The organism is Streptomyces sp. NPDC003011, assembly GCF_053591515.1.
The window spans coordinates 1-12922 of record NZ_JBSFTY010000094.1 but is presented as its reverse complement, the minus strand read 5'-3'; the positions used below and the strand labels follow the sequence as shown (position 1 = coordinate 12922).

11 protein-coding genes and 5 pseudogenes are annotated in these 12922 nt (G+C 68.7%); 6 read left to right on the top strand and 10 right to left on the bottom strand.

What is annotated here, in order from left to right; genetic code table 11:
* Position 1: 1 nt before the first annotated feature.
* The 7 genes from ACWD0J_RS34395 to ACWD0J_RS34365 form a co-directional block, all read right to left on the bottom strand.
* Complete coding sequence (locus ACWD0J_RS34395; protein ID WP_451499784.1) at positions 2 to 1639, bottom strand: amino acid ABC transporter substrate-binding protein; 1638 nt, start codon at positions 1637 to 1639, stop codon at positions 2 to 4.
* A 5-nt stretch (positions 1640 to 1644) separates the two neighbouring features.
* A complete protein-coding gene (locus tag ACWD0J_RS34390) occupies positions 1645 to 3786 on the bottom strand; it encodes a hypothetical protein (RefSeq protein ID WP_451499783.1) in 2142 nt (713 codons plus the stop codon).
* A gap of 150 nt (positions 3787 to 3936) precedes the next feature.
* Complete coding sequence (locus tag ACWD0J_RS34385; protein WP_451499782.1) at positions 3937 to 4302, bottom strand: hypothetical protein; 366 nt, start codon at positions 4300 to 4302, stop codon at positions 3937 to 3939.
* Complete coding sequence (locus tag ACWD0J_RS34380; RefSeq protein ID WP_451499781.1) at positions 4242 to 4535, bottom strand: hypothetical protein; 294 nt, start codon at positions 4533 to 4535, stop codon at positions 4242 to 4244. Before ACWD0J_RS34380 ends, ACWD0J_RS34385 begins: the two co-directional genes overlap by 61 nt.
* Positions 4536 to 4604: 69 nt before the next feature.
* Positions 4605 to 4772: a hypothetical protein gene (locus ACWD0J_RS34375; RefSeq protein ID WP_451499780.1), complete on the bottom strand. Its 168-nt coding sequence runs from the start codon at positions 4770 to 4772 to the stop codon at positions 4605 to 4607.
* Between the two features lie 178 nt (positions 4773 to 4950).
* Positions 4951 to 5874 carry an RNA polymerase sigma-70 factor gene (locus ACWD0J_RS34370; protein WP_451499779.1) on the bottom strand — a complete coding sequence of 308 codons (924 nt, stop codon included), beginning with the start codon at positions 5872 to 5874 and terminating at the stop codon, positions 4951 to 4953.
* A 142-nt stretch (positions 5875 to 6016) separates the two neighbouring features.
* Positions 6017 to 6490: a carboxymuconolactone decarboxylase family protein gene (locus ACWD0J_RS34365; RefSeq protein ID WP_451499778.1), complete on the bottom strand. Its 474-nt coding sequence runs from the start codon at positions 6488 to 6490 to the stop codon at positions 6017 to 6019.
* A gap of 177 nt (positions 6491 to 6667) precedes the next feature.
* On the opposite strand from ACWD0J_RS34365, the gene ACWD0J_RS34360 reads away from it, so the two are divergent.
* Together ACWD0J_RS34360 and ACWD0J_RS34355 are read left to right on the top strand one after the other, a co-directional pair.
* Positions 6668 to 7054 carry a DoxX family protein gene (locus ACWD0J_RS34360; RefSeq protein ID WP_451499777.1) on the top strand — a complete coding sequence of 129 codons (387 nt, stop codon included), beginning with the start codon at positions 6668 to 6670 and terminating at the stop codon, positions 7052 to 7054.
* Positions 7055 to 7321: 267 nt separating this feature from the next.
* Positions 7322 to 8215: pseudogene (locus ACWD0J_RS34355) on the top strand (IS1380 family transposase); the annotation flags it as partial.
* Positions 8216 to 8222: 7 nt separating this feature from the next.
* Here the strand turns inward: ACWD0J_RS34355 and ACWD0J_RS34350 are convergent.
* Positions 8223 to 9049, bottom strand: a protein-coding gene (locus tag ACWD0J_RS34350) for an IS5 family transposase (protein WP_451499776.1) whose coding sequence is annotated in 2 segments (ribosomal slippage) — positions 8223 to 8689 and positions 8689 to 9049 — 828 coding nt in all. Because the reading frame shifts where the segments join, the coding sequence is not laid out codon by codon here.
* Between the two features lie 62 nt (positions 9050 to 9111).
* On the opposite strand from ACWD0J_RS34350, the pseudogene ACWD0J_RS34345 reads away from it, so the two are divergent.
* The 4 genes and pseudogenes from ACWD0J_RS34345 to ACWD0J_RS34330 all read left to right on the top strand — a co-directional run.
* A pseudogene (locus tag ACWD0J_RS34345) lies at positions 9112 to 9600 on the top strand (transposase); the annotation flags it as partial.
* 386 nt (positions 9601 to 9986) lie between these two features.
* Positions 9987 to 10397, top strand: coding sequence for a hypothetical protein (locus tag ACWD0J_RS34340; protein ID WP_451499775.1), 411 nt, complete (start codon positions 9987 to 9989; stop codon positions 10395 to 10397).
* A gap of 124 nt (positions 10398 to 10521) precedes the next feature.
* Positions 10522 to 10723, top strand: a pseudogene (locus ACWD0J_RS34335) (IS6 family transposase); the annotation flags it as partial.
* Between the two features lie 474 nt (positions 10724 to 11197).
* Positions 11198 to 11364, top strand: a pseudogene (locus ACWD0J_RS34330) (NF041680 family putative transposase); the annotation flags it as partial.
* On the opposite strand, the gene ACWD0J_RS34325 reads toward ACWD0J_RS34330, so the two are convergent.
* Both ACWD0J_RS34325 and ACWD0J_RS34320 read right to left on the bottom strand, forming a co-directional pair.
* On the bottom strand, positions 11365 to 11724 hold the full coding sequence (locus tag ACWD0J_RS34325; RefSeq protein ID WP_451499801.1) for a hypothetical protein: 360 nt from the start codon (positions 11722 to 11724) through the stop codon (positions 11365 to 11367).
* A gap of 227 nt (positions 11725 to 11951) precedes the next feature.
* Positions 11952 to 12775: pseudogene (locus ACWD0J_RS34320) on the bottom strand (IS5 family transposase).
* Positions 12776 to 12922: the final 147 nt, after the last annotated feature.

Genomic DNA, 12922 nt, shown 5'->3' with positions numbered 1-12922 from the left:
CTCAAGAAGTGCCGCTCGGGATCACGCAGTTCTTCGGCTGTTCCTTGCCAGTGGGCCAGCCCAGGCCGACGAACTTGAGGGACCCGCTCGCGCCCTGGCCCGGGTTCAGTTCGACCACCGCAACCGGCTTGTCGTACGGATTCCCGCCGCTGGTCAGGCAGATCAGGCCACTCGTGCCCCTCACGCGGTGCACCGACTGGAGTTTCGACCATTCCTGGCGGACGTCGGCGAGGCTGGGGGCCTGCTCGGCGTCGTTGCCCTGTACCTCGCGCAGGGCCGTGCCGATGGTGACGAGGCCGTCGTAGACGAGCATGGTGCGGGAGTCCTCCAGGTCCGGGGTGGAGCCGAGGTCCGTGCCCGCCTTGCTCGTGCTCTTGATCAGGTCGCCCAGGGCGTCCAGGGCCGCCTTGGGCTCCGTGAGGTACTGGGGGAGTTCGTTCGCGGTGGGCTCGCGGTCGTGGGTCGCCTTCCACTGCTTGGTCCAGACGGCCAGTTCGGTGTCCCAGGCTGCCGGGTGCGCGGGGGCGGCGTACTGGACCGTCACCTTCGCCCCGCCATCCTCGCCGCGCATCTGCGCCCAGTCCTTCTCGGACATGGCCTGCCGCAGCGAGGCGGCGTCGGAGCCGCTGACCAGGGTGAAGTGCCGGTCCGCGCAGGTCTGCTTGGCGAGCGTGAGCGCGAAGATCCGCAGGTGCAGCGTGCGCCCCGCGAAGTAGACGGTGTCGGCCGCGGAACCGCAGATGTTGTTGGCGATCTGCTCGAACTGGCTGCCGGTCGAGCCGGCCTCGTCGATCCCCGGTGATTCGAAGGGCATATCGGCGGGACCGGCCGGACCCGTCTCCTTGATCCCGCGGAACGCGCTCGCCAGTGACTCGTCGTAGGCGTCCGGACGGGTGTCGTGGACCAGTACCGTCCTGGCGTTCTCCCTGCCCCGCTCGCCGTTGAAGTTGGCCAGGGCCTCGGCCGCGTTGCTGTTGGTGGGGATGATCCGGGCCAGGCCGGGGAATCGTTGCTTCTCCCCGTCGACGTTCGCGATGCCGTCTCCGCTGATCCGGGAGGCCAGCACCGGGACGCCGTTCTCCGTCAGACGTTTCACGGCGTCCTCGGTGGCGTCGAGGGTGAGGTTGAAGCCCGTGACGGCCCGCAGCTTGCCCTTGTCGGATTCGGTCATGTCGAGCAGTGTGCTCACGACCTTGTCCTGATGGCCGTAGTTCCGCCCGGGGTTGGCCAGCACCATCCGGATCTTGGGCACTTGGCCCTCGCCCGAGTTGGCCTGCCGCTGTCCCAGATACGCGCCCTGGAGGTCGCTGCGCATCTGCCGCCGCAGCCCCGCCGTGTCCGACCGGAGGGGCAGCATCATCGCCACGGTGACGTGGGGCTGGCTCGCGATCCTCTCGTTCTCCTCCGAGATGGCCTTGGCCACGGCGCTGATCTCCGGTGTGCCGAAGTCGTAGCCCGTGCCGTCGACGCCAATGCACTCGGCGCCGATCTTCTCGACGCCGTCGTGGCAAGTGTCCGGCTTCTGGAGGGCTGGAACACCGTATACGCCGGCGGCCACGAGCACCACCACGCCCGCCAGCGCGTAGAGGATCTTTCCCCACCTGGGCAGTCTGTTCCACCTGGGTATCCAGCTGGGCATCCCCGTTACCTCCCTCGACCGAGCTGATCGGTGCAGTCGCAGCGGAGCAATGGCTGCTCGTTCTCGGCCAGTTGGCGCCACTCGGTGGCTGTCGGGCCGAGTTCTCCGGCGCCGTCGAAGTCCATGGTCGACAGCTGCCTCAGCAACTGTTCCAGCGTGCGGGCCATTTCGCCCCCGGTCGGCCTGGTGCGCTCCTCGCACAGCCATACGGCGTGCAGCAGTTGGTCGACGGTGCGGCGCAGCGGCGGCCCGTCCACCCGTACCAGACCCTGGGCGCGCTTGCGGCGCTCGTCCGCCCCGCCCGGATATGGCGCCTGGGCGATCTCCAGCAGTTCCTCGCACCACTGACGGGGGCGGCCGAGAAGGGTGGCGGCGAGGTGGCGGACCACGTCGTCGACGCCGCTGGAGACGAGGTGGTGGTTCATCCGGTGGGTCGTCACCGAGTGGAACGCACCGCCGCTCGGCTCGCTCACGGCATAGTGGTCGCGCAGCAGATGGTGGTCGGCGTACCAGGCGGCACCATCGCGCTCCAGCCCGTACAGCCGGTGCACCAGCAACTGGCGCAGGCCGAAGTCCCCGATGAAGTGCCGCTTGCAGCTGGGCCACCCGGTGTCGTTGAGCAGCCGCGCGACCTCATGTGCCGTCAGGCGCAGGACACGGTCCGCCTGGTGATGCCGCAGCAGGACGTCCGCGCACTCCGGGTCGTGTGCCACCGACAGATGGGTGAGGAGATCGAGCCACTGGTCATGGTGCTCGTTCGGCAGCCGCACCGGCATCTGGTCGAGGACCAGCTCCTGAAGCAGTACGTCCGTCACCGGCTGCTCGGGGGTGCCGTCCGGCTGGTGCAGTGTGGCGTCCAGGATGGCCCGGTCGTTGGCGTCCGTCTCCAACCGGTGGTCGGCGGCAGCGGTGGCCAGCCGGATCACCGTGTGCGGCCGTCCGCCGCTCAGCTGGGCCACGGCAGCGGTGATACGGCGGCGATGCGTACCCCCCTCCCGCTCCGCGCCCAGCTGTATTCGCTCGGTCGCCCGGCGGAGCTGGTCGCCGGTGAGGAAAGGCATCCGCAGCATGAGCACCCCGGCGGACAGCGGGCCCCGGTCCCCCTCCGGGTCCCTGCGGCGGGACCAGGTGGCGGGCACCCCGTCGGCGGGCCGGAACGCCGCCACCTCCCTCGGTGGCAGACCCCCGTGCAGGAAGTCGCCGCCGTCCGCCCGGCGCGCCGTGCCCACGATCACCACGCGGTCGCGCTGCCCGTCCCGGCGGTCGGTGAGCACGGCGCGCAGCAGCCGCTCTCCCAGCGGTTCTTCGGCGTGGTCCAGCAGCAGTCCCGGGCGGCCGACCCGGCCCAGCCAGCCCCCCAAACCGCTGTACGCCGCCTCCAGATCCTCGCGCAGCGCCCGGAAAAGGAAGCGCTCCGCGTCCTCCCGCCGCTCGCCGCCGGCCCGGAAGTCGGCGGCGAGCCTGCGCAGCCCGTGCTTGGGCTGCCCGGCCGCGCCCGGATACTCGCCGTAGATCCGCGTCAGTTCCGCCTCGCCCCGGGGCGTCAGGCGCTCGAAGAGGGCGTCGAGCAGCGCGCTGAGCGCGGCGGTCCCGTACGGGCCGAGCGTCTGTCCGGCCAGGACCTCCAGCATTTTCCGTACCGCCCCGAGAAGCGCGCCGCGCCAGAAGTCGCGCGCCCCCATACCGCGCAGGCGCGGCTGTTGGATCAGCTCCTCGTACCGCTCGACCTCTATCCCGATCGCCTCACCGGTGCCGCCCGCGACGCCGGTCGCGATCACCGCCAGGCCCGCGAAGAGCCGCGGGAAGGTGAACGCGCCGCCCGTTCCCCGCCAGCTGTGCAGCAGCAGAGCGGCCTCGACCAGGGCCTCGGTCACCGCCGAGCGGGCACCGGGCTCCGGCCCAGCCTCGTCCGCGTACACCGGTGAGGCGCAGTCCAGAAGGATCACCGGCACCTGGCGGGCGAAACGGTCGTGCACCGCCCGCAGCAGCCGCCCCTTGCCCATCCCCGGGCCGCCGGTGAGCAGCACCACGGGCAGGTCGGGGCCGTACAACGACTTGCGGTCGGCACCCGACGGCGACCGCCCTAACAGGCGTGCGAAGAACCCGTCCGCGTCGAGGAGTCTCTCAAAGCCCAGGTCCTCATACACGCATCTCCCCCGTGGATGCCCTCCCGCCCGGGAGCGGGTGAATGACGTGATGGATGGAGATTAGCGGAACACGAGACCTACAGCCAGGACAACGGCTGTCATGTGAAAGGAAGTTGGTGGTGGGGATCCTTGGTGCCTCATGTCGTTGCTTCATGGCTCGGTGGGGGCCGACGTGCCTGAGCTCCAGAGGCTATAAGTACAGCCGCTGGGCGCGGAGTTGGTGCTCAGCGTGGCGTGGTACGTGACGGTGTCGCCGCGGTCGGCTTCCTTCACGGCCGGCGATGGGAACGCCCTGCCCGGTCGGCCGCGGTCGTCGGTGAGCGCGACCACGAGCAGGCCATGGCATGCGCGCTTGCTCGAACAGTACTTGCGGTTGTCCGCCCCAGTACGCCGGCGGGTGCGCATGAGGGAGCCGTCCAGCAGAACCAAGCCGCCGCCCTTTCGGGTGATCTTCCTCAGCGCCCGGTCCAGGCGCGGTGCGCGGGCGGCCAGCAGGCCGACGACTCGCGCACCCATTGTGTGACGGTGGTGCGTTGCACCCCGTTCCCGCCGGCCAGATCGCCGGGCCGCTGGTCACAGCGCAGCACCGCCAGTGCGATGTCAGCGATCTTCCCTGCGGGCGGCGCCCGCCACCGGGAGCCGGTCTTGTTCAGATGGCCGCGTAGCAGGTCGGCGAGATAGTTCAGGGTGGCGCTCGACAGCGGCAGGCGCGCGGTGTGGACAGGGCCGGTCAGGGCCCTCGGCTGCATAGTTGCACCTCTTCACACCAAAGCTCAACTGTCATTTGGGGCCCACCAGTTACACCCCCGACCGCGTGTTCACGGACGTGCGGTGAACTTCCCGTCGGGCCGCTTGTGCAGCCAGCCGCGGCCAGCGAGCTTGGTCATCTTCGCTCGCAGCGGTTCCAGCTTGCCGCGCACCGAAGCGTCCAGGCCCAGCCTCTCGCCGACCGCTCTGACCTGCAGCGGGCCGTCGGCCTCCCTCACGATCGTCAGGATCTTGCGGTAATCGCCGGGCGACGCGTCCTCATCGACCGCTTCGCTGCGGTGCGGGATGAGCAGGCCCCGGCGACGGCGTGCACCACGCGATGCGCCGCATCGCCCGCCTGCAGAACCTCAACGTCACCGGATAGGCGAACGAGGCGGCCCACGGCCGGTCCCGGGGTCACTTCGTCTGCCGGCGAGCTTGTTTCACCTCGCCGTCGATGGCCCAGGCGTCGGCAACCGGTCCGAGGTGGCCGAGCTTGTCGGGGTTGATCACCGAGCGGATGGTCTGGATCTGCCCGTCGAGCACGTCGAGGGCCAGGGCATGGAGGACCTTGCCGTCCCTGTCTCGGAAAATGGCGCCGGGCTGGCCGTTGACCTCGTGCGGCTCGAACGTCACGTCGATCCGAGCCAGCAGCGGGAAAACGGAGGCCAGCAGCCGGGCCACGTTCTCGGCACCGATGACGGCCCTGGCCAGCTGCGGGGCCTTGCCGCCGCCGTCCCCGACCATCTGCACGTCGGCGGCCAGCAGATCCCGCAGGCCGGCGACATCGCCTTCGCGGAGGGCGTCGAAGAACCGCCTCGCCAGCTCCTGCCGCTCCTGACGGTCCGCTTGGAACCGCGGCCGCCCGGCCTCCATGTGCCGCCGTGCCCGTACCAGCAGCTGCCGGCACGCCGCCTCCGAACGCCCCACCGCCGAGGCGATGTCATCGAACCCGAAACCGAACACCTCCCGCAGCACGAACACCGAACGCTCCAGCGGGCTCAGCCGCTCCAGAAGCAGCAGCGCCGCCATCGACACCGAGTCGGCCAGCTCCGCCGAGCGCGCCGGATCCTGATACGGATCACTCAGCAGTGGCTCGGGGAACCACGGGCCCACGTACTCCTCCCGCCGCACCCGCGCGGAGCGCAGCACGTCGATCGAGATCCGCGTCACCGTGGCGGACAGAAACGCCTTGACCGACGTGGGAAGGGTCGTCGAGCCAGCGAAGCGCAGCCATGTCTCCTGCACCGCGTCCTCGGCCTCGCTCACGCTGCCCAGCATCCGGTAAGCGATCGAGAAAAGCAGTGGCCGCAGCTCCTCGAACTCGTCGACCTTGTTCACGCCGTATCCCCCTTGAGTCTTCCCGCCCGGCCGTATCTCCCGGCGCGGGCCAGTTCTGGTGATCTTGCGGTCCGTCAGCGGGGCTGTGCAACGCCCCCGCGCCCGGGGTGACAGTGCCTCGGGCGGCTCATCGATGGCCACATCAGTGGGACTGCCCGACCTCGTAGTCGCCGGCCGGCTGCTGGGCGATGATGTTCAGCCGATTCGCCGTGTTCATGAAGGAGACCAGGACCACCAGGGCAGTGAGCTGCTCCTCGTCGAAGTGCTTCGCGGCACGCGCCCAGACCTCGTCGCTGACCCCGCCGGCCGCGTCCGCAACCCGGGTCCCCTGCTCCGCCAGCTCCAGCGCGGCACGCTCGGCCTCTGTGAAGACCGTGGCCTCCCGCCACGCCGTCACCAGGTTCAGCCGCACCGAGTTCTCGCCGGCCGCGGCGGCCTCCTTGGTGTGCATGTCGATGCAGACGGCGCAGCCGTTGATCTGGCTCACGCGCAGGGCCACGAGCTCCTGTGTCGCGGCCGCCAGCGGCGAGTCCTTGAGCATCTTGCCCGCCGACATGAGGTGCTTGAGGGCTTTCGCGGCGGTCGGGCTGGCGAAGTAGTTCAGTCGCGCGTCCATGGTGTGCTCCTCCGTGCTCGTCGGTGGCTACACCCCCTGGGACGAGACAGCCCGACGCCCTGTGACACGGACGCGTGTGATCCACATCTCCCCGAACTCGGATGCTCGGAGATGTCACATGAGAGGGCGCTGTCTCGTCCCAGGGGAAGCAGGCAATCCTCGATCAAGGAGCTGATGATGAACCTCGCACTGTGGATCATCGCCGGGCTGATGGCCGCCGTCTGCCTGACCGGCAGCTCCAAAATGTTCGTACGCAAGGAGAAGCTGGCCGCCATGGGCGGCACCGCCACCCGATGGGTCGAGGACTTCAGCCCCGGTGCCCTCAAAATCATCGGCGCCATTGAGCTCCTGGCCGCGGCGGGCCTGATACTGCCCGCCGCACTCGGCATCGCACCGGTCCTGGTACCGCTGACCGCCACCGGACTGGTGCTGCTGTTCGCCGGCGCGCTGACCATGCGCCTCCGCCGTGGCGAGAGAGTCACGATCGCGGGCGACCTGGTCTGCCTCGCCCTGGCCTTCTTCCTGGCGTGGGGCCGCTTCGGCCCCGAGTCCTTCACCGGCTGACCACCCAGGTCGGCGTGAGCCGGTTGCCGAAGGCGCGCGCGGGCTCACCCCGGTGCACCGGACTCCAGCACGGCTCCGGTGCCGTGATCACACCACCCACAACCCGAGATGCCGCAATCAAGATCACTTGCGGGACAGCCCTTAGCCTCGCGCTTTCACGAGGTGGGCTGTCCAAGAGTTGATCAGGAACACGGAAAGTGCCCTTGACCTGCAACGATAGGACTTGCTGAGGGTCCTGTTGGCTGCAAGGAAAAGAGCACTTTCCAGGTGAGAGAGCCTATCTCGTCGTACCCACGTGTCCGTGTCCGGGGAGACGGTCGGCAGGTGGTCTCGCAGGCCGGTGCGGTCCTGCTGCTGGAGACGGTCCGCAAGACGGGCCTTGACCAGTCGATATCCGCAGCTCTGGCTCGGTGGCGCAAACCGCGGGCCGTCCACGATCCCGGCAAGATGCTCCTGGACGTCGCCCTGGCGGTCGCACTGGGCGGGGACTGCCTCGCGGACGTCACCATGCTGCGGTGTGAGCCGGCCGTCTTCGGCCCGGTCGCCTCCGACCCGACCGTCTCCCGCCTGATCGACACCCTCGCCGCGTCCGGCGACAAAGCCCTGCAGGCCATCCGGTCCGCACGCTCCGAAGTCCGGCATCGTGCCTGGTCGTTGGCGGGCGAGAACGCCCCGGACGCCGACGCTCAGGTCACCGTCGATCTCGACGGCGTCCTCGTGATCGCCCACTCCGACAAGCAGGACGCGGCCGCGACCTGGAAGAAGACCTACGGCCATCACCCGCTGACGGCCTTCGTCGACCACGGATCGGGCGGAACCGGTGAGCCCGTCGCCGCCCTCCTGCGACCGGGAAACGCGGGCTCCAACACCGCCGCCGACCACACCACCACCGCCCAACTCGCCCTGGCCCAACTGCCCAAGCCCTACCGACGAGGACGCCAGACGCTGATCCGCACGGACTCCGCCGGCGGCACCCACGACTTCGTGTCCTGGCTCGCGAAGCGGGGCCGATGGCTGTCCTACTCGGTCGGCATGACGGTCACCGAAGCGATCCACGAACACGTGCTGAAGGTCCCCGCCTCGGCCTGGACCCCGGCGGTCGAGGCCGACGGTGAGGCCCGGGACGATGCCTGGGCCGCCGAGCTCACCGGCAAGCTCCTTAGAACTCCTAACAAAGTGAGAGGTTGACCAGTCGGCGCCAGCAGATGATGCCGCAGGCCAGGCTGAGAAAGGCTTCGTGGATGTCGTCGCGGATCTCCCAGCGGATGCGCAGTCGGCGGAACCAATGCAGCAGTGCAAAGCTCTGCTCGACCACCCAGCGGTGCACGCCCAGTCCGGAACCGTGCTCGACGCCGCGCCGCGCGATGACCGGGGTGATCCCGAGGGCCCGCACCTGTTTGCGGTACGTGTCGTGGTCGTAGCCGCGGTCCGCGTAGAGCGCGACCGGTCGTTGTCGGGGCCGTCCGCGCCGGCCGCGTACGGGCGGGACGGCCTGGATCAGGGGGATGAGCTGGGTGACGTCGTTGCGGTTTCCGCCGGTCAGCGATACCGCCAGCGGAATGCCGTGCCCTTCGGTGATCAGATGGTGCTTGGAGCCTGTTCGGGCACGGTCGACCGGGCTCGGTCCTGTTTTGGGCCGCCTTTGAGCGCCCTGACGTGTGAGCCGTCGATCACCGCCCTCGACCAGTCCAGCGCGCCGGCGGCGTTCAGCTCGGCCAGGAGCGACTCGTGCAGACGCTGCCAGACTCCTGCGTCGTTCCAGTCACGCAGGCGCCGCCAACAGGTCATGCCGGAGCCGAAGCCCAGCTCCTGGGGCAGGAACTCCCACGGAATGCCGGTGTACAGCACGAACAGGATGCCCGACAGCACCTTCCGGTCGTCCAGACGCTTGCGGCCGGGGTGATGAGTTCGGCGCGGCACAACCGGCAGCAACGGCTCGATCCGCGCCCACAGCCCATCCGGCACGATCCACGGCGGTTGCTCACCCCTTCTCATGTGCAGGCTAACAACCCATCAGACGCCAACATTCCAAGGTAAGTTGCGGCATTCTGTTAGGAGTTCTTAACGGCTGGCCCAAGGGCATGCGGCTCATCGTCCGCAACGAACGGCCCCATCCCGGCGCCCATTTGAAGATCACGGACGCGCACGGCATGCGGATCACGTGCTTCGCGACCAACACCACCGGCCGGCCGATCGCCGAGCTCGAGCTCCGTCACCGGCTGCGGGCACGGGCCGAGGACCGGATCCGGGCCGCCCGATCCACCGGCCTGCGCAACCTGCCCCTCCACACATCAGCCCAGAACCGGGTCTGGATGGAGATCGTCCAGATCGCGCTCGACCTGCTGGCCTGGATGCCCATGCTCGCCCTGACCGGCCGGGCGAGACTCTGGGAACCGCGTCGCTTGCGGTTCCGCCTGTTCTCCGCAGCCGGCCAGCTCGTCACCACCGGTCGGCGCAGAATTCTCCGCCTCGCCCGGCACTGGTCCTGGACCGACGAGATCACCGCCGCCCTTGAACGGCTCGCGCTCCTGCCCGACCCTGGCTGACCAGCAACCCACCGTCCTGCGACAGCATCACCCGCCCCGGGCAGTGGAACCCGGCGCCCACCCGACGCGACAGCCGGGCCACCAACCTGCCCGGCATCAGCTCCGGAAAGCAAAAGGGCCCACCGACTCCGTCGGCGGACCCTCAAGAAAGATCGAGGTTAGGGCGCCTTTTGCGCAGAGAGCGAATTCCAACTGCTCAATGTCGGTGAACTCGCTTTCCAGACCGTGCTGCACGGCTCGCTCTAATCCGTATCCCGGTGGGTTCTCCCAATACAGCCGGGAATCTTCGGGACACCGGCATCGTGACCTGAAGTGGTCTAGACACGGCATAGTGATGGCGTAGATTCATGAGGCACGCACGACTCCCTTGGGCATAAGGAGATCTCATGCGTTTCAAGCAAGTCGGTGCGACTTTGGTGGGTGCCGCCGCGGTCACCATGCTCGCCGCAGGCCCCGCCCTCGCCGCTACCACCACCTTTGAAGTTTCCTCCGGCCTAGGCACACACTCGGCCCGGGGCAGCTTCACCTGGCTCAACCGCTCCGTTCAAGTCCAGGGAGAGGTGAAGAACATCGGCGGCGCGGGAACGCAAGTAGAATTCAGTGCATGGGCCGGCGACACCTGGCTCAGTGCCCACACGCGCCCCACTGGGGGGCAGCTCGCAGTCAATGAGACCGTGCCTTACAACTTCACCATCGATGGTTCGGCATATCCGGGCGGCATTACAGACATCTTTGTCTGGCTCTACAACGCTCACGCTGACACGTGGTCAGGCCCCACACACTATGAACGACCGTAATCCACATCGCCACAGCAGGTCCCATCGGCCCCAGACCTCACAGACGCTGGGGCCGATGGTCATGGTCCCAATCCGCACTGGGCTCGGCTTGGTCTGAGTGTCCGGCCACGGCGGTGCCGCCGGCACCAGGCAGCGCGAACGGGCGATGAAGGGCTTCCGTTCAGTGAGCGAGGCCCAGCGGTTCCTCGCCGCGTTCAGCGGTATCTCGCCCCACTTCCGGCCCCGCCGCCATCTGATGCCCGCACACGACTACCGAGCCGAGATGACCGCCCGCTTCGCAATCTGGGAGCAGAACCGGCGTCGCCAACCTGCCCACCGCGCCGTGAGCCCACAGCCGGAACCGGGTTCCACCACACCACGACGCACCATCAGACAGCCACCCAACTTAAGACGTGCAGATGCCATCAAAGTCGCTCAGGCGTACCGAACGGCGCGGGCTCCTTCCCCCGCCATCTCCCGGGTTTGGCGATCCTGGACAGTAGATACTGCATCTCCACCAGTAGGTCCGCGAGGCGATCGTCGGCGCGGTCACCGGCTCCCCGGCCACGCCCGCACACTGCTGTTCGGCCGGTACGACCACGACGGGCGGCCCGCAATACGTGGGCCGCACCACCACCCTCGCCCGCACGGCCGGCCACGCCCTTGCTGGTCTGCTCACCCCGGCCGGCCGCGAACATGGCGGCACCCGGCCCGCTGGCACCGCATTGGGCTGGCTCTTCGTGGTCAGCGGCACCACGATGCCTAATGTTGTATCGGATGCAACGCATGGAGAGAGCCGACCTGCCGGTCTCGGCGCGCGACGCTCCAGCGACCAATTCATTCCCGGCTGGCCGTACTCGTTCGCCGCGCGGTCCTGGAGACCGGCCGCACCTGATGTTGCCAGCTGCTGGACGCGGTCCGACTCGGCCCGAACGACGATGCCGCCGAGGCCACCGCCGTCCAGGTTCGTCGCGTCGTAGCCGACCTGTCAGTCGATGTGCAGGTGCTTGATGTACACGTTTGGAGCGGTGCCCGTCTGCCCCTTGGTGAAGTACACCCGCTGCTCCACGCCGTTGGCGTCGTTGTAGCTGAACCAGCCGGTGTTCTGCCCGGCGCCCCAGGGGCCCGGCTTCCACATGGGCAGCGTCATCGGAGAGTCGAGGTCACCGTGGCCCTTGAAACAGGTGGAGCCGCTGAACACGGCGACGAAGTAGAACTGCGTGCCGTTGGCCTCGCAGGCGGCCCGCTGCAGGGTACTCGTCGCGGCACCCGACGGAGCGGCACCGAGCGAGAGCGTGGCGCACGCCGCGGCGGCGACGGCCCCACCCTTGGCGATGGACATACGCATGAAGCACTCCTCACTACGATCCGGTACTTACCGGATCAGTCTGGCCACGCCGCCACTGCCCCGAACGCGCCCGGACAGCAAGCTGCCAGCGCGGATCCGCCCCCGTCCTGGATGGAGGGCCGGGACGGGGGCGGTTGTCAGGAAGCGGACACTCAGCCTCGGTGCAGCCGCCTCTCCCGTGGTCGGACTGTTCGGCACCCAAAGCCCCGCGCCCATAAGAGGTCATCTCATTTGGTGAGTCGGCGGTAGCAGATGAGGGTGCGGGCGATGCTGGTGAAGGCGAGGAAGTAGTCGGCCTTACGTTCGTAGCGGCGGTGGAGGCGGCGGCAGCCGGCAAGCCAGGACATGGTCCGTTCGATGGTCCAACGCTGTCGGCCGAGTCGATGTGAGGTCTCGATGCCCGTGCGGGCGATGCGGTGCCGGATGCCTCGCTGGGCCAGCCATCGCCGCAGGTGGCGGTAGTCGTAGCCCTTGTCCTGCGTGGAGCTTGCCGGGCCTGCGCCGACGAGGGCCCCGGCGGGAACGGATCGGCGGTATGCCTTTCACGAGCGGGATCAGGGCCTGGCTGTCGTGGACATTGACACCCGAGATGCCGACGGACAGGGGCAGACCGGTCCGCTCGGTGATCAGGTGGATCTTCGAGCCGTACTTGCCCCGGTCGACAGGATTCGGGCCTGTCAGGTCCCCCTTTTCAGGGCCCGCATGTTCACCGAGTCGATCGCGCACCTCGACCAGTCCAGGTCGCCGCGGGAGCCGAGTTCGTCGAGGACCAGGCGGTGCAGCTTGGCCCACACCCTGGCCTTCGTCCACTCGGTGAACCTGCGGTGAGCCGTCGCCCCGGACGGTCCGAACGACGCTGCGGGAAGCTGCTGCCACGTGCAGCCCGACGTCACCACGAACACGATCGCCGCCAGCACCTCACGATCACCGTGGCGACGTCGGCCGCCGCCCTGAGGCCGCGACGGCCCACCCGCTGGAACAGTTCCCACAACTCGTCCGGCACAAGCCGCTCGACAATCCCCACCACGGCCAACAGCCTACCGACCCGCATGAGATGACGTCTCAGTGCTCGAAGACCGCTGTCGCCACCGGTACGGCCAGCAGCAGGCTGAGTCCGACCAGGGGGAGGCGGTCCAGCCACAGGATGGCGGCGAATTCGCGCAGTGTCGCGGCCAGCCAGTAGGCGGGGGAGGTCGGC